Annotated in this window: 14 protein-coding genes and 1 pseudogene; 7 read left to right on the top strand and 8 right to left on the bottom strand. The window is 43.7% G+C overall.

All coding sequences use genetic code 11. The annotated features are described in order from the left end of the window. From glmM to hpsL, 3 genes and pseudogenes are all read left to right on the top strand, one after another. Window positions 1-223 (top strand): annotated as a pseudogene (gene glmM / locus F6K57_RS15550) (phosphoglucosamine mutase); the annotation flags it as partial. A 442-nt stretch (window positions 224-665) separates the two neighbouring features. Further along, complete coding sequence (locus F6K57_RS15545) at window positions 666-1,409, top strand: glycosyltransferase family A protein (protein ID WP_293069068.1); 744 nt, start codon at window positions 666-668, stop codon at window positions 1,407-1,409. Between the two features lie 81 nt (window positions 1,410-1,490). Beyond that, window positions 1,491-3,248, top strand: a complete 1,758-nt coding sequence (hpsL, locus tag F6K57_RS15540; RefSeq protein WP_293069065.1) for a hormogonium polysaccharide biosynthesis protein HpsL — start codon at window positions 1,491-1,493, stop codon at window positions 3,246-3,248. Between the two features lie 98 nt (window positions 3,249-3,346). Here hpsL and F6K57_RS15535 read toward each other — a convergent pair whose 3' ends face one another. Then, a complete protein-coding gene (locus F6K57_RS15535; RefSeq protein ID WP_293069062.1) occupies window positions 3,347-3,952 on the bottom strand; it encodes a PEP-CTERM sorting domain-containing protein in 606 nt (201 codons plus the stop codon). Between the two features lie 475 nt (window positions 3,953-4,427). On the opposite strand from F6K57_RS15535, the gene F6K57_RS15530 reads away from it, so the two are divergent. Then, on the top strand, window positions 4,428-4,571 hold the full coding sequence (locus F6K57_RS15530; RefSeq protein ID WP_293069059.1) for a hypothetical protein: 144 nt from the start codon (window positions 4,428-4,430) through the stop codon (window positions 4,569-4,571). A gap of 245 nt (window positions 4,572-4,816) precedes the next feature. Here the strand turns inward: F6K57_RS15530 and F6K57_RS15525 are convergent, their stop codons facing one another. Beyond that, on the bottom strand, window positions 4,817-5,002 hold the full coding sequence (locus tag F6K57_RS15525) for a hypothetical protein (protein WP_293069056.1): 186 nt from the start codon (window positions 5,000-5,002) through the stop codon (window positions 4,817-4,819). A 46-nt stretch (window positions 5,003-5,048) separates the two neighbouring features. On the opposite strand from F6K57_RS15525, the gene hpsN reads away from it, so the two are divergent. The 3 genes from hpsN (at window position 5,049) to hpsO (ending at window position 7,976) form a co-directional block, all read left to right on the top strand. Further along, entirely contained in the window at window positions 5,049-6,029 is a 981-nt protein-coding gene (gene hpsN / locus F6K57_RS15520) for a hormogonium polysaccharide biosynthesis glycosyltransferase HpsN (protein WP_293069053.1), read from the top strand. A 356-nt stretch (window positions 6,030-6,385) separates the two neighbouring features. Continuing rightward, window positions 6,386-6,820, top strand: coding sequence for a hypothetical protein (locus tag F6K57_RS15515; RefSeq protein ID WP_293069049.1), 435 nt, complete (start codon window positions 6,386-6,388; stop codon window positions 6,818-6,820). Beyond that, window positions 6,801-7,976: a hormogonium polysaccharide biosynthesis glycosyltransferase HpsO gene (gene hpsO / locus F6K57_RS15510; protein ID WP_293042633.1), complete on the top strand. Its 1,176-nt coding sequence runs from the start codon at window positions 6,801-6,803 to the stop codon at window positions 7,974-7,976. The genes F6K57_RS15515 and hpsO overlap by 20 nt, the downstream gene beginning before the upstream one ends. A 120-nt stretch (window positions 7,977-8,096) precedes the next feature. Here hpsO and F6K57_RS15505 read toward each other — a convergent pair whose 3' ends face one another. From F6K57_RS15505 to F6K57_RS15480, 6 genes are all read right to left on the bottom strand, one after another. After that, complete coding sequence (locus tag F6K57_RS15505; protein ID WP_293069046.1) at window positions 8,097-9,524, bottom strand: glycosyltransferase family 2 protein; 1,428 nt, start codon at window positions 9,522-9,524, stop codon at window positions 8,097-8,099. Window positions 9,525-9,792: 268 nt separating this feature from the next. Next, window positions 9,793-11,571, bottom strand: a complete 1,779-nt coding sequence (locus F6K57_RS15500; RefSeq protein ID WP_293069043.1) for a fatty acyl-AMP ligase — start codon at window positions 11,569-11,571, stop codon at window positions 9,793-9,795. 257 nt (window positions 11,572-11,828) lie between these two features. After that, a complete protein-coding gene (locus tag F6K57_RS15495; protein WP_293069040.1) occupies window positions 11,829-12,605 on the bottom strand; it encodes an NAD-dependent epimerase/dehydratase family protein in 777 nt (258 codons plus the stop codon). Between the two features lies 1 nt (window position 12,606). After that, window positions 12,607-13,242 (bottom strand): GMC oxidoreductase, encoded by a 636-nt coding sequence (locus tag F6K57_RS15490; RefSeq protein ID WP_293069037.1) that lies wholly within the window; start codon window positions 13,240-13,242, stop codon window positions 12,607-12,609. Window positions 13,243-13,464: 222 nt separating this feature from the next. Beyond that, complete coding sequence (locus F6K57_RS15485; protein WP_293069034.1) at window positions 13,465-14,235, bottom strand: aspartyl/asparaginyl beta-hydroxylase domain-containing protein; 771 nt, start codon at window positions 14,233-14,235, stop codon at window positions 13,465-13,467. Between the two features lie 262 nt (window positions 14,236-14,497). After that, window positions 14,498-16,318 carry a fatty acyl-AMP ligase gene (locus F6K57_RS15480; RefSeq protein WP_293069077.1) on the bottom strand — a complete coding sequence of 607 codons (1,821 nt, stop codon included), beginning with the start codon at window positions 16,316-16,318 and terminating at the stop codon, window positions 14,498-14,500. Window positions 16,319-16,680 lie beyond the last annotated feature (362 nt).

Below are 16,680 nucleotides of genomic sequence, written 5' to 3'. Positions count from 1 at the left end.
GGTAGAAGACCGAGAACGCCGACGTGGATGGCAAGAGTGTGAGGCGATCACGAATGCGATCGCAAAAGGGGAAGCAGCCATGGGAGACCAAGGTCGAATTCTGGTTCGTGCTTCTGGTACTGAACCCGTGATCCGGGTGATGGTCGAAGCGGCCAATTCTAAACTTGCTCACCACTGGACATCAGAGTTAGTTAATGTCGTTGAGCGATATTTAGCTAACTGATTGATCAAAATGTTTCCAGCAACTATTCTGAGCAGTTGCATAGTTAACTTGTATCTTTGTTAACTTAGATCGGTTCAGTGATCGGGTTGTGTTGACGGTTGACGGTTGACGGTTGACGGTTTATGGTTGACGGTAAATCATCAACCCTGATCTGAGTCTCTCTTGAGGAGAACTCCTTGCCCATCTACGGTCAAAAACCAGATCGGTGGAAAGGGTCAGGAAAAAGGGTTAAAAACCCTGAACTTAATACTTAATAGGGGTGCATAGGAAACTATTGGCAGTATTTTGGTTAGCTTATAGCTGACGAAATGCTTGATTCTTTGCAAGGTTCCAATAACGCCATGGCAACCTCACCCTAACATTAAAACTCCTGTTACTTTGGCTCAATTAGTCAAATTAATGGGAGTTTTTTACCTTGTTTTTCTATCAAGATAGGTTAATCATGCTAGTTTTCGTAATTCCACTCAAGAGTCGAAATGTTTCCAAGTCTTGGGAACATGTATCTAAATTATTTGAACGGTGTATAAAATCAGTATGTAATCAAACATCATCGGAATTTAGAGTAATTGTTGTTTGTAATGAAAAGCCAGAGATTACATTCAGTCATCCCCATATCATTTATCTTGAGGTTGATTATCCTACTCCCAAAGAGAAAAACCCCATAGCTATAGGATTGACAGACAAAGGACGTAAGGTTTTGACAGGATTAACCTATGCTCGTCGATTTGACCCAACTCATGCTATGAATGTCGATGCCGATGATTGTGTTAGCAAACAGTTAGCGGAATTTGTTAGGCAAAATCCTCAGGGAAATGGCTGGTTTATTAATAGAGGTTATAAGTATCGAGATGGAGAAGATTGTTTGTATTTAAAACGAAAACAATTCTATCGAATGTCGGGTACAGCGAATATTATTAGATGGGATTTATTAGAGTTACCTGAGAAACCTGAATACAATCGCGGTTATGGATACTACAAGTTTTATATTGATCATGAGAAAGTAAAAAATATTCTTGCCAACAAGGGAACCCCTCTAAAACCATTACCCTTTTCTGGTAGTGTTTATATCCTTGGTACTGGTGAGAATATATCAGCAAATGAAGACAGATTATCCTTTAACATCTTCAATCGAAAGGCGTTGAGCAAATCAATTTGTGATGAATTTGGCTTGTACAAGCTGGCTTGATCATCGCGCAAACACCAATTTCAACTTGAACATGCCAAATTAATAAATAATAACATCGATAGACAATGGGATGGTTCTGCCATGGTCAAAGGTCGGTCAAAATCTAAGTCATCAAAGAAAGGGAAAACGCCATCTGAGACCACAACCTTAAATCTGAAGCAACAGTTAGCTCAAAAACGCCGAGCGCAACGGGCGCGTAAAGAAGTCATCCAAATCATCACTATGACAGCAGCTTTTGGAGCGATTATCGGGGTGTTGCTGGCTCTGGTGGTTGATCCTAAAGCTGGTGCAGCTGCAGTAGCTGGTCTGCCTTGTCTGGTTCTGTCCTATAAATATCCTCGCAAAGCACTTTGGGCATTCCTGATCTATATGCCTTTTAGTGGCACAATCATTTACTCCATTGGCAATAGTCCACTGCTTCAGCTGGCTAAAGATGGTATCTATATCCCTGCTTTGATTGGTCTATTACAGCAGTGTAAGCAGGAAAGAAAACCGATCATCGTAGCCAAATCCCTAATGCTACCCTTAGGCATTGTGTGCGCATCAAGTTTGCTGACACTTTTGTTTGCTAATGGCTCCCAGCAACTACTTCCCCCTTGTTCAGATCTACCAGGGATGCGTAGAGGTATAACCTGCGAAGATGGACAGCCGATACTGATGGGAATTTTGGGTTTGAAAGTTTTTTTGGGATACATTCCCTTAATCTTTTGTGCCTACTACCTGATACGTAGCAAGAAAGAATTACTATTCCTCTCAAGGATGTTCACAGTTCTGGCTATTATTTGCTGTAGCCTTGCCTTTATTCAGTACATGATGCTCAAAACTGGTAGATGCGCTGGAACCCAATTCAGACACGGGGCTGCCTTATTCAAAGCTTCCCTAGATGCTAGATGTTTTGTGGGTGGGTCTTTATTGTATAGTCCTCAAGTGGGACAAATCCGCTTACCGGGAACCTTTGTTGCCCCTTGGCAGTGGGGCTGGTTCCTGATTTCTAATGCCTTTTTTAGCTTTGCTACTGCTTTCAGCGACCCCTCAGCTCGTTGGCGAAGTGTTGGTTTAGGTGCCATGGCATCGGTTTTTGTTCTGGCAGTAGTCTCTGGTCAGCGGATTGCTCTGGCTTTGGTGCCAACCGTAACTTTAATCTTGCTGGTTTTAACGGGTCAAGTCACTAACCTTAAACGATTTTTACCTATTTTGGGGGGATTAGGACTTTTATTGGGAATTGCTGCAACTGCTTTTCCTGAAGTAGTTCAGGAACGGATAGATAGTTTGATCGGTCGTTGGGAAGCTGCACCAGCGGATGATTTTATCCTTAATCAATTTGCTTTTACCTGGCATAGACTCAGAGGCTCATTAATTGGTCTGGGATTAGGACGAGCGACTAACTCTGCTCGTGTTTTCGGTAAAACCAGTTTGGTAGAAACTTGGTTTCCCAAAGTGATGCATGAAGTTGGTCCGCTGGGGCTGCTGGCTTTTCTAGTATTTGTAACTGCTATTACTGTACTTACCTTCAAGGCTTACCGCTCAGTGAAAAACAAGGATTTGCGGAGTATCGGTGCCAGCTATTGGGTACTTATTTTGTTTATTAGCTACCAAACCTATTACTATCCCTTGGATGTAGATCCAGTGGCAGTCTATTATTGGTTGATTACTGGTGTTGTGCTCAAGTTGCCCGAAATCAATCGCCAAGAACAAGAGGAACTAGAGAAACTAGAGGCAGCACAGGCAAACGAGCCTCAACCTAAAAAGAAACGAGGTATGAAGGCATCGAAAAAGGGAAAAGGAAAACGGCAAAAGGGCAAAAGGCAGGGTAAGCGCCAGAAAAATGTAAAAATGTGATATAGCGCCAGGAGCATGACCATATTAAGCCTTGATTCCTAGCACTATTGCACTTTTTTCAGCCAAGTCCAACTAGGCCAAAACTGGACATTAATGGATTAATTTGAATTCGCTGATTTTTTCCGATTCATCAACATTCCTAAACCAAACAAACTAAGCCCTAAAATCGTTCCTGGTTCTGGAACAGTGCTAAAAACAATATTCCCTTTTTCTACTAAAATATTTATACCAGACGTTGGGTCAACAGCAAAAGTTTCAAAAGTTGTGCCTAAAGCTTGAGCAACAATAGGAACTCCAAAAGTACTACTTCTAGTGTTAATTGTATCGGTGAAGCTGGTTAATATACCATCCGTAAACGTTAGAAATGGACTTGGGGGAACGACATCGCTTTCATCAATGACAACACTATCAGTTACTAATCCTAAACCTGGTATGTCAAGAGAAATTTCAGCCGACGCTTTTAGATCTAAATCGACACCAACTAACTGATTCATCTGGATAGTTTCCACTCCAACCCCAGTGATAGGGGCACTCTCATAGCGAAGGATACCAAAGCCAAGATTATCATTGAGAGTCTCAAGTGTACTAATAAACTCAAATTTCATAGCAGCAGCTTGAGCCAGATTAGGGACAAGAGCAAAAAGACCTAAAATTGCGCCAGTAGTAGTTGTAACTGCTAATGTTTTATAAAGGTTAGGTTTCATGATTTTTGATTCCTATTGAATTGATTTGTGGCATTGACAGGATGAAATAGCGTGGTCAAGCTCCTGATTGACTGACGAAAAATTAGTTTCAGTCGGCGTTCTTGGGAGTTCCCCCCTGAGCAACTGGCTTTCCACTGGGCTTACAGGGGTTCCGCACACAGACACTCCCCATGAGCGACTGCATCAAGACAGATTGGTTTGATGAGCTATTTTGAAATGTTAGATATCAAGTGCTGACCTTAGGCTTGGTTTCTTTTCTTTTACTGCTTTAGGTTGACAGCTATGAAACCAATGAACTCGTTAATGTTGATGCCTGATTCCTTTCCTAAAAATATTATTATAGAGAATCGGTACTAATTTAGCTATTTGAATTCAAATTTATAAAATCTTTAAATAAATAAAGTTAATATTTACATATATGAAGTTTTTATAAAAAATACTTTGATGAGAAATAATTCAGAGCAACGGATGAGTAATGGATTTAAGGGACTTTCGTCCTGGGTTAATGGGAGTAGGTAGTAGGGAGTGGGGAGTAGGGGTAAGCAATCTGATGGGCAGCCAAGGCATCGGTCTCAAGCACTGCCCACCCTACATGAACTACTGTAGCGATTGGCCGTAGGCCACGCTACGCGATCGCATAATCACCACTAAGCCGAAATCTCAAAACCAGATGACGAAGCAGTTAAGTCAGGGAATGCGATGTTCCTTTGGAACCGCTTCGCGATCGCATAATCACCACTAAGCCGAAATCCCAAAACCAGATGACGAAGCAGTTAAGTCAGGGAATGCGATGTTCCTTTGGAACCGCTTCGCGAACGCATTAAACCTTCACAACCTTGATTAGTTTATTAACTAAATAATTAATTAACCCCTAGCAAAAGGCAAAAGGCAAACGACAAAGGGTTTTTTCAACAGGTCTGCACGGATCACTGTTCCCTGTACTAAGCTGGTATTGGTTTTACCTATTAGCTTGAGAATTGTCAAACTTTCCATAAAACCACGGATGTCTAAGGATAGCATGTCACTTAAACTGTTATCGATTGTCGGCATTATCAGCAGTTAAATGCTTAAGGACAAAGTACTAAAAACAACGACAATGATTTCTGTAATTATCCCTACTTACGGACGGGAAGACCCTTTGCGGGATACCTTGGAAGATGTCCTGAAGCAAGACTACCCTGCTTTTGAAGTACTGGTTGTCGATCAAACTCGAACCCACAAACCAGAGATTCAATCCTATTTAGAGCAGCTGGCTAATGCTGGTAAGATTCGCTGGTTCCGGGTTGATTGGGCGAGTTTACCTGGGGCAAGAAATTATGGGGTAAGGCGGGCATCCGGGGACATTATTGTGTTTATCGATGATGATATCAAGATGCCACCGGGGTATTTAACTGCTCATGCTCGTAACTATGAACAATCCCCAGAGATTGGGGCAGTAGCAGGACGAGTATTTGACCGGATGAAGCTAGCGGAGAAAGGAGCAGCAGCAGATTCCCCCACTCCCTCTTACACTATTGAGGACTTGCCTAAGGAGGCCATGGACCCTGGGATTGCATGGTATTACATAGACTTAGTCCATACCGTTAAGCCTCAACGGGTGATCTCAGCCCGAGGCTGCAATATGTCTTTCCGCCGGGAGATTTTTACTAAATACGGGCTGCACTTTGATGAACAGTTCCGGGGGAGTGCGGTTCGTGAGGAGTCGGATTTTTGTTTGCGATTTCGCCGTACTGGTTATCAAATTTGGTATGACCCAGATGCTTATTTAGTCCATTTAGGGGAAGAAACTGGGGGGTGTCATGATATTAGTACGCGATCGCTTGAGTATCAGTTGACCTTTTATCACAACCATTTCTTGATGGGGATGAAAAATCTTACCCTTAGTGAACAGCTACGGCTGTTTGGTCGTCTATTTGATTGCCACGTCTTAGGAAATCCTCCTTGTAATAAAAGTGGTTCCCCGATCAAAATTATTAGCCGTGCTGGTTTCTACATGTTGGGTTTTTTAAAAGCACTTGGTACACGCATCAAATCTATCTGGGATGATGGTCAAATTTATACTCGGCTAGACCCTTAGAAGGTTGAAGGTTAAAAGGTTGAAGGTTAAAAGGTTGAAGGTTATAGGATTATACGGTTGAAGGTTAGACGGTTGAATCCAGTTTTTAAAACTTAAAACTACGATTAAATAAACCTAATCAGCTCTTGCCTTTTTAATGAAAAGCTTTAAAATTTAGGAGTCATACGTCAGGATATTAAATTCCTAATAATTTCAAGTGAATGGTGTTGTAATAACCAAAATTATTATAAGTATATTTGAAGCCAAAAACTAACTAAAAATACCTATTTTTTCCAGGGTTACCATTCCCTATTTACTAGTATTAAGTAGTTTGGTAATGCTTCCATAGCTAAGTTTAACTGAGATCTCGCACCATTGTGAGTAATCCTACATCAACCAAGCTGATTGATACTACGGGAACGCCAAGGGCGAACAACCTGCAACCTTCAACCTTCAACATCCAACCTTCAACATCCAACCTTCAACATCCAACCTTCAACATCCAACATCCAACCTCCAACCTTGGCCAAAGGCCACGCTACGCGAACAACCTTGGCCAAAGGCCACGCTACGCGAACAACCTTGGCCAAAGGCCACGCTACGCGAACAACCTTGGCCAAAGGCCACGCTACGCGAACAACCTTGGCCTTTCGGTCACGCTACGCGAACAACCTTGGCCAAAGGCCACGCTACGCGAACAACCTTGGCCAAAGGCCACGCTACGCGAACAACCTTGGCCAAAGGCCACGCTACGCGAACAACCTGCCACCATTAACTGTCAAAAAATTACCTATGAAAATATTAGTTGCTAGCCACTCCTATATTGTTGACCTTAACTGCGAGAAGTTACGAACACTCGCTCACTTAGAACCTAACATTGAGGTAACTGTGGTGGTTCCCCGGCGCTGGCGTCCTGGTGGTGTCCAAAATCGCATCATTGAAACCCAACCCCGTGAGGAAGGTTCATTTCGGGTGGTACCAGTGTCTAACTTTAGTGAAAATAATCAGGGGCTGCTGACATTTGGGCTAGATATTATCCCTTTATTGAAACAGTTTCGCCCCAATATTATTCAAGTGGAACAGGGAGCTAAGGCATTAGGTTATGCTCAATTTATTACCCTGAATAAGCTATTGGGACTGAAGGCGAAAAACCTATTTTTTACTTGGTGGAATCTGCCCTACCAGGTAAAATTTCCGGTGTCTGTGTTGGAAGGGTATAATCTGCGCCATACCGATGGATTGATTTGTGGGAATCAGGATGGGGTAGAAATCCTGCGACAACATGGTTATAACGGACCAGCTAAAGTAATGCCCCAATTGGGGGTAGATGAAAGCCTGTTTCGTCCCCAACCTCAGCCAGAGTTAAAACAGCAGTTGGGAATTCAACCCAATGACTTTGTGGTGGGATTTGTGGGACGGTTTGTAGAGGAGAAGGGATTACTGACTTTAGGTAAAGCCCTAGCTGGGTTATCTGGGATGCAGTGGAAGTGGCTGCTGCTAGGGCGTGGTCCCCTCAAGCCGATATTGATGGAAAAGGCGGCAGAGTGGGGAATTAAAGACCAACTGATTTGGCTTGAGAGTGTTCCCCATGACGAGGTACCTCGTTATATTAATGTGATGAATACTCTGGTGCTACCATCAGAGACTAATTATAAGTTTAAAACCTTAACTAGTGTAGGTTGGAAGGAACAGTTTGGTCATGTGCTGATTGAGGCGATGGCATCTAAAGTACCAGTAATTGGTTCGGATTCTGGAGAAATTCCCTATGTGATTGGGGATGCTGGGTTGGTGTTTCCTGAAAAGGATGAGTCGGAGTTACGACATTGTTTACAGCAGCTAATCAAGCAACCAGATTTGGCTGAGAAATTAGGAGATTTGGGTTATGCACGGGCAATGGAGCAGTATACGAATAAGGCGTTAGCTAAACAGCTGTTGAATTTTTATGAGGAATTAAGAATTAAGAATTAAGAATTAAGAATTAAGAATTAAGAATTGGGAATTCACCATTTTAGTATTAATAATTATCCATTCTCTATTATCTATTCTCCATTCTCCATTCTCCATTCTCCATTCTCCATTCTCCATTCTTCATTCTTCATTCTTCATTCTCCATTCTTCGCTACCACCTCTATGGACTGTTTTCACCCATTTCAACCGTTTAGGACGCACAGACATCCGAGCGGTTGTAGCGGCCATCACCACCATCCAGTGCAATAGATAAAGATTTCCCCTCAAGGTCTGCAATAGAGGAACCAACAGGTTAGAAACACCTAATCGTCGATTTTGATTGGTGCGGCGCAGCCCAACAAACATCCCAATCACTGATACGGTGACAGTTAGCCCAGTAATGGGGCTAAAAATAGGTAGACGGTTACGGGCAATAGCCATCAAACAGTCTGGTACAGCAGCAGTGGGCAAAAAGTACTGGATGATCAAGTAGGTAAATAAATCTAGAGTTTTCCGCAAACCTAGGCGGTTACTTACAATTAAACGCCAGTAATCTAGATAGCGCTGGTACCCTCCTTCTGCCCAACGGTTCCGTTGATGCCAGAGTGCGATCGCACTGGTGACTCCTTCTTCTTCTACTGGCGGGTAATTGAGAAAGCCAATATCCCACTGATCCAGGTGTAGGCGAATGGTTAAATCTAAGTCGTCGGTGATGGTTTCTTCATTCCAGGCACCGCAACGCTGTAGTGCGCAACGTCGGACAAACTGACCATTGCCCCGCAATTCAGCAATCCCACCCACTGCTATACGTTGCTGTTGGAAATAGCTGTCGAGAGCCATTTCTGCCATTTGCCCTCGTGTCCAGAAATTCAGTGCTGCATTTGCGATCGCTTTTCTGACCTGCACTGCTCCCACTCGCGGGTTATTAAATAAGGGCAACACCCGCCTTAGCATATCTTTGGGAACTTTAGCATCTGCATCAAATACTGCTACAATCTCGCCTTTCGTTAAACCAAGTACCTGATTGAGTGCTCCTGATTTCCCTCCCCCGGCATTAGCACTCCGGTGCAGTACCTTCAACTGGTCGTATGTTGCTGCTAACTTATCTAAGATTTCTGGTGTTTGGTCAGTACTGTGATCGTCAATTACCCACAGTTCATACTGATTTTTCGGGTAGTCTAATTGACATAGAGACTTAACTAAATTACTGATGACACTTTCTTCATTTTTTGCTGCTACTACCAGAGACACAAAGGGAAAATCGTCTTTCTCCTCATCTAAAAAGGGTTGAGGGGTTTTTAACGGTCGAGCCAGCAAGAACCGTAGGCAATGAATTCCTAATATCGTTGTTAAGCCCAAGCTCACCCAGATCCCCCAAGACACCAAATGCAGTGCTATGGTTATGCACCACACTATGGTTAACACTAAAGCTGCTTTGCGTCGGCGTCCTTCTAGTCCATGAAAAAATAAGCTAGTTTCAAACTCTTCCTCTGACAAGTTAGACAGCATAGAGCCAAGTTGGTTCAGCTCTTGGCTTGGCGCTTTTTCTGACCACGAATTCTCCGACATAAGCTATTTACTGCAACTACCAACGAAGGCCACTGATGCCTTATTCTATCCGAAATTGTTACAAAATTGTTAAATTCTCTCAAGGAAAGTATACTTTAGGACATAATATATCATCTCCGGTGTCAAGGGAACAGGCAACATAAACATCTGTTAACCTTTACTTCGACTGCTATAATTCTCATTCCACCTGAAGCGAGTCTGTTCAGGAAGTTTTGAGGCTTAGGGCAAGGTGTTATCTTAATGGTTAAGGGTGCCTAAAGCCAATAGCCTAATCCCCATCATTTATAACAGCCAGAGTTCCCGCTAGAAAACTCTGGCGACAGGCATGACGCTGAATCTTACCACTAGAGGTCTTGGGAATAGTACCTGGTTTGAGCAACAGAGCAGTATGAACCTGCAAATCGTGATGTTGTAAGACTGCTCGTCTGATTAACCGGATTAACTCCTTGGTATCAAGGGCATGGCCTTTCGCTCCATTGCCAGGATCAGAAGCGGCTAGCCGAGTAGATTTCCAATAGCTACGTTCTACCTCAGCAATCACCACTAACTGTTCCTCACCAGCAATATTCACGGAAAATCCTGCCGAACACGTGGGTCTGAGCAAGGAGTGGGTGTTTTCTACGGTCCATTCAATATCTTGGGGATAGTGGTTACGACCATTGATAATGATCAGATCCTTCAGACGACCAGTAATAAATAATTCACCATCGAGCATGAATCCCAAGTCACCGGTGCGTAGAAATGGCTTTTCCCCCATCGGTGCTAGGGTTACGCCAAAGTTGTGTTTTGTTGTTGCCGGTTGATTCCAGTAACCTTGGGCAATGCTTGGTCCTGATACCCAAATTTCTCCCACTTGTCCTGGTTCACATGGGGTCAAGGTTTCAGGATGGACAATTACAATCTGCTGGTCTGGCAGGCTTTGACCACAGCCTACCAGAGTAAGGGTACCTTCTTGATCAACACTAGCTGGGACAACCTGATTTTGCTCCAGTGCTGCCCCCTCAACTGTTTTTAAGACAATTGGGGCACTTTTGAGACCACCAGAAACCATTAAGGTGGCTTCAGCCATGCCATAGCAAGGGTAGAATGCTTCTCGGCGGAAGCCACAGGACTCAAACTTTGTGGCAAACCGCTCTAAAATGGCCGAGTTAATGGGCTCAGCTCCGTTAAAGGCAATGTCCCAACTACTCAAATCCAAGTTTGTTAGTTGTTCCGGCTTGATTTTGCGATCGCATAAGTCGTAACCAAAGTTTGGTCCTCCACTGCTGGTGGCTCGATAGTTGGAAATTGCTTTTAACCAGCGGATCGGACTTTGCAAAAACATCAAGGGGGACATGAGAGTAGCTGGAAAACCGCCGTATAGAGGTTGGAGTATGCCACCAATCAGACCCATGTCATGGTACATCGGCAACCAACTCACCACACTGCTCTGGTCGGTGTGCTCAAAATACTGATAGATAGCACCTGAATTATGGACTAGATTGCTGTGGCTAATCATCACTCCCTTCGGGGCAGCGGTTGAACCAGAGGTGTATTGGAGAAAAGCTAGGGTGCTACCATCTATAGCTGGTTGCTGCCATGATTGAGCTAAGTTGCCGTTGATGTTTTCTGTGGCTAGCCAGTGCAGTGTCTTCAGTTCTGGAGCTTGAGTAAACCGTCGCTCTAAATTAGACAGGATTGCTTGGGTAGTTAGGGCTACCCTTGCCAGGGAATCCTTGACAATTGCCTGAACACGGACAAGGGAGCGGTTTGGTCTAGGAGGATAAGCGGGGACAGCTACAACCCCAGCGTACAGACACCCGAAAAATGCACAAATATAGTCTAGACCAGGAGGATACAGTAGTAGGGCAGTTTCTCCTGGGGAATATATTGATTGCAGGTGGAACGCGATCGCTTGGGCTTTTTGCTCCAACTCTTGGTAAGTCAGACTGACCTGTTCGGTTTCTCCATCCACCAAAAAGGTATATGCGATCGCATCTGGCTGGTTAACTGCTCTGTAGCGCAGGATATCAACTAATGTGGCTGCTTGGAGAATAGTTTGTGACACCTTTTACCCCTGCACTCAACAACTTACACAAAACCACTTACACAAAACATTTAAAATCATTACTTTAGCCTAATTCCGACATAACCAACTATGCTCCAATTTAGGATTTTTAGGTTAGGAGCTTCGAGTAACAATAATTTATTTTACTGGAATTAATTTTTAACATACATTTGGTAAATAATACATCAATTATTAACAATCATTCCCATTCCCACACTTCCGACATTCTTACCGAAATTACCTATTTCATAGTTAGACTAATTTGCTGCACCGATGCCATCCAAACAACTGTAGTTTGTTAAATAAATTGGGGAACAAAGCAAAGAGGAGACGTATTTGAATATTTTCAAGCTAAAAGGCTCATCATAAGTTCCCACCCATTCTTGGTTTTTCTCAATCCAGCTGGCGATTGTCTTAGCCACTTTTTCAGCAGGAGGAGCAGAATTGACTCGGTTAGCTCGGATTTTATAACCTTTTTCATTGAGACGGTTCACTGGTGCCCAAGCCAAGGGACCGCTGATCACACCAGGACGGTAAAGCCTCATGGGAATTTGATGATTGCTGGCGTGGTAAACGATTGGTCCAACACCTGACCAGTAATAGTGCAAAGGGATTTTACCAGAATGATAGAGTGGACCAAAACAAGAAGGGCTACCATCTGCGATGGAACCAATAGCAACAACATCTAGGGGTCGCTCGCGCTTTAGCTTGGCTGCTTCGAGGGCTACCAATGCTGGCCAACTGTAGTTAACACGGTTCATCGATTCTACTATCTCAACCAGTGGCACTCCTCCATCCCCTACCTCAGTTTCGATTTGTCCTGCATTCAGGATAATCACATCGGGGTCATACTCAAGCAACTTTTGGGCATCTTCAAGGGTTTGTTGTTGAGACACACACAATGTATTGAAATAGTTACCTTCGAGGGTTTCTTGACGGGTTACACCAACTACTTGCCAACCACGATTGATGTACTCTTGACCTAACGCACTGCCGAGGGTGCCGGAAATTCCTGTGATTACAACAGTTTTCATGCTAACAAGTCTCGTTAATATAATCTGCCACTCGCAGTGCATTAGCTACTATGGTTAAAGCAGGACTAACCCCCAAAGAGGTTGGCATAAATCCACCATCCACAACAAATACATTGTCATGATCGTGCAAACGGCAGTATGGGTCAAGCACTGATGTTTTGGAATCGGTACCAAAACGTGTGGTGCCCACTTGATGGGCTGTGTGACGATCATCTTTATCCCCGGTGGCACCAAACATGAATACTACCCCAGCATGGCCCATCACTTTCTTGAGCTGGCCCATATAGTAACGGGAGCGGTAAATATCGTAAGGATGAAATTTGTGGAATAGATGGATCGCTCCTGTGTTGCTAACCTCTACCCTATTTTCCGGTTGGGGCAAGTCTTCGACAAATCCTGTCATCGCCAGCTTCCGTTTGAGTAGGAATTTTGCGATCGCATCTGGAATTGGTACCGGTAAATTTTCTTGTATGCTCAGATGCCCAGGGATTGGCACGGTTTGGGAATACCCGAGCTTATGGGGAAAATCCCCTGAACCAAAATAAAGATCCGTGAACCCTAACTGCTTGATGAAGGTATCTGCGCCACCGGTAGGTTTGCTAAACAACCCAGCCGCCAAAGCACCGAAATGGTACATATAATTTCTGCCAACCTGACCACTACGACATAAGATTTAGGATATCAAAGGTAAGAGGGGAAAAAACCTGTGTACCTCGTAGGGAGCAGGAAAGAAAGAAAAGGTAACAAAGAAAAGGTAAAAAATTATTTTTACCTCTGCAGTCTTGATTCAGGAAGTACGATAAAAGCGATGCATCGCTATTCCCTATTCCCTATTCCCTATTCCCTATTCCCTATTTCTTCAAGAGCCAGCAAACACCTTATCTAAGCGTTTTTCCCATTTTTTCTGATTAGCCATAGCATCTTGAACGTAGGGTGACCAAGCAATTAGTTTAATAAATAATAGATTAATCCATGAAGCAGGAAAACGGAGGGGTCTAACAATATCTAGAAATAAAACCACCCGGATTCCATCGGTTTCATTCCATACCTCATGGGGGAAGGTATCATCAAATATCATCGCTTTTCCTTCTTCCCAATAGCGAATGTCGTTACCAACACGAATCCGACAATTTTCCTTTGGTTCAGGAACACGTAATCCTAGAAGACATCTGATTACCCCTTTATAAGGTCCCCTGTGTTCAGGGATATGCTTCCCAGGTAATAGGATTGAAAAAAATGCCGTTTTCATACCTGGAATTTTTTCGATAATACGAGTGGTTTCCGGACAGTTTTTACAATTTTGTTTAGATTTAATTCCATAGCCATAAAAGCCATAGGTTTTCCAGCGATTATCTGTGCTGAGATAATCTCCCTGGTCTGGGGAAATATCTTGGAAGGTGGGTAGACTATCTCTATATTTCAAGACTTGATCGAGCTCTTGGCGAATCCTCATCGATTGAGATTCTAACTCTTCCACCCAATTAAATTGGTCAGGCTCAAAGAAGGTTGAATTACCAATTAATGAATAATTAGTAATTAGCTTTTCCAACTTGTAGATAAGTGTTTTCCCAATACCATAGATCAGGAAATTTCTGGCTTTTTCCCTAAGAGCCTCTAAATAACGTTTCATAGTTAATTAAATTAGCTGCGCTTAGAGGTATATTTTACCATACATAATTATTTTTTTGACTGGTTGCTAAAAAAATTCATAAATTGCTAGTGATGGTCGCAATTAGTAACTGGTAATTAGTAATCTTTAACACATTTAATAGCAAAGGGAATAGGGAACAGCGGATCTGGGAATAGGGAGCAGCGGATCTGGGAGTAGGTAATATGGCATCAAAAATTATGACAATTCCTAGACGGATCCCTAAATCATCCCAATAATAACGTTAGGATTCTGAGCCACCAACATTCAACTGACTCAACAGATCGGTAATACTACGGGGCTGTTGTTGACTCTGTCGCCATTCACCTACTGCTTCTAAAGTTCCATCAAGAAATCGCAGCCGACATTCCCGACGTTTAATCTTCCCACTAGAGGTCTTGGGAATACTTCCGGTTTTGAGCAGCACAATCCCATAAACATCAGCAATATGCTCTTGGGCTACTGCTTGACGAATGGCTGCCACTACTTCATCAACCACTAAGTGTCTAAGGTAATTCCGCTTTATCTCTTGAGCAATAACTAATCGTTCTTCCCCTTCTAAATCTACGGAAAACGCTGCACTAGCATTGGGTCGCAGAGCTGGATGACTCTTCTCAACAGTTGCTTCAATATGCTGGGGATAGCGGTTGTTTCCCCAGAGGATCATCAATTCTTTGAGGCGACCGGTGATAAACAGTTCCCCATCTTGTAGGAATCCTAAGTCTCCAGTACGCAGAAATGGTCCAGTGCCGGTGTCTTTTATATAGGCACCAAATGTCCGTTCTGTTTCCTCTGGTTGATTCCAATAGCCCTTGCCGACACCATTACCAGATACCCAAATTTCGCCGACTTTATTCTCTGGACACTCTATTAGGGTTTCCGGGTCAACAATTACCACGTGATCATCTAACCAGGGCTGACCACAGCCGACAATCCTTTGTGTTCCCTGTTGGTCTTTCGTAGCAGCTACCACCTGATTTTCTCCTAGGGCACCTTGCTCAACATACTTAATCACCGGAGGGTTAGCTTTCAATCCCCCGGAAATAAATAATGTGGTTTCAGCCATACCGTAGCAGGGGTAAAATGCTTCTGGTCTAAACCCACAAGGTGCAAAGGTCTCGGCAAACCGTTCTAGGGTTTCGGCTCGAATCGGTTCAGCACCGGAAAACGCTACTTCCCAACTGCTGAGGTCTAGAGTTTCCATCTGTTCCGGAGTGACCTGGCGACACAATAGGTCATAGGCAAAATTGGGACCACCACTGGTGGTGGCTTTATAGCGGGAAATGGCTTGGAGCCAGCAAACGGGTTTCTGTATCAAGGCTACTGGTGACATGAGTGTAAGGGGAAATCTCCCATAGATGGGCTGGATCACGCCACCAATCAAGCCCATATCATGAAACAAGGGTAACCAGATCACTCCTTGACTGTTAAGGGTATGCTCGAAGCACTGATAGATCAAGGCTGAGTTGTACAGAATATTACCATGGGTCACCATTACCCCTTTTGGCTTACCGGTAGACCCTGAGGTGTACTGTAGAAAGGCTAAGCTATCCTGATCTGGGCGCTCGGTTTCAATCCAGTCTGATGCTAGAGACGGGGAAATTTCGTTGGTTTCTATCCAGGACAGTTCAGTTAAGGTTGGGGCTAATTCTGGATTCGAGGCACACTGCTGCTGGATTCTTTTCCAGAGGTCTGTGGTAGTAAGGGCTACTGTGGCTTGGGAAGAAATGACCCGCTGCTGTAATTGGGCAATAGCCTGTTTCGACCGGGGGGGATTAGCGGTCACTGCTACAACTGAGGCATACAGACACCCAAAGAAAGCGGCAATGAACTCTAAACCAGCGGTATAGGGGTAGACTAATAAGGCACGGGAGCCCCTGGCAACTAGAGACTGTAGCTGAGCAGCAATGGCTCTGGCTTGTTGATCTAACTGTTGATAGGTCAGATGACCAGATTCTGTTTCCCCGTCTGCTAGGAAAGTGTAAGCAATTTGGTTAGGTTGGTTTAGCGCTCTATCGACCACGAGATCGACTAAGTTGGAGTATTTAGCTTTATGGTTTGCCATTATGCGATCGCGAATTATCCCTGCTTTGTTTCCCCTCATACCAAGCCTAGAGGCGAAGTTACCAGACCCAATCAACAAAATCTGCATCTTACGAAACAGATTTTTAGATGAAAAATAGCTTACCTGTCAAACGCTATCGGCGCAAGAGGGTAGACTTGACTTGATTGATATAATTTTTCACAAGTTTTAGTAGTTCGTGGCAAAATAACCATCAAGTCAACCCCAAAAATAGCAATTCATTGGCTTCAAGAGTGACAACTAGACCGAAATAGAGGCATAATCTCTGTTTAGAACATTGTTAGCTGTTGAAGGTTCACAACTAGACTCAATGATCGAAAAGTCATGGAGGGGTAAGGGCAGAC

Source organism: Moorena sp. SIO4A5, assembly GCF_010672005.1.
In the GTDB taxonomy this organism is placed as follows: Bacteria; Cyanobacteriota; Cyanobacteriia; order Cyanobacteriales; family Coleofasciculaceae; genus Moorena.
The sequence above is the reverse complement of the archived record's forward strand: the minus strand, read 5'-3'. Positions and strand labels throughout refer to the sequence as shown.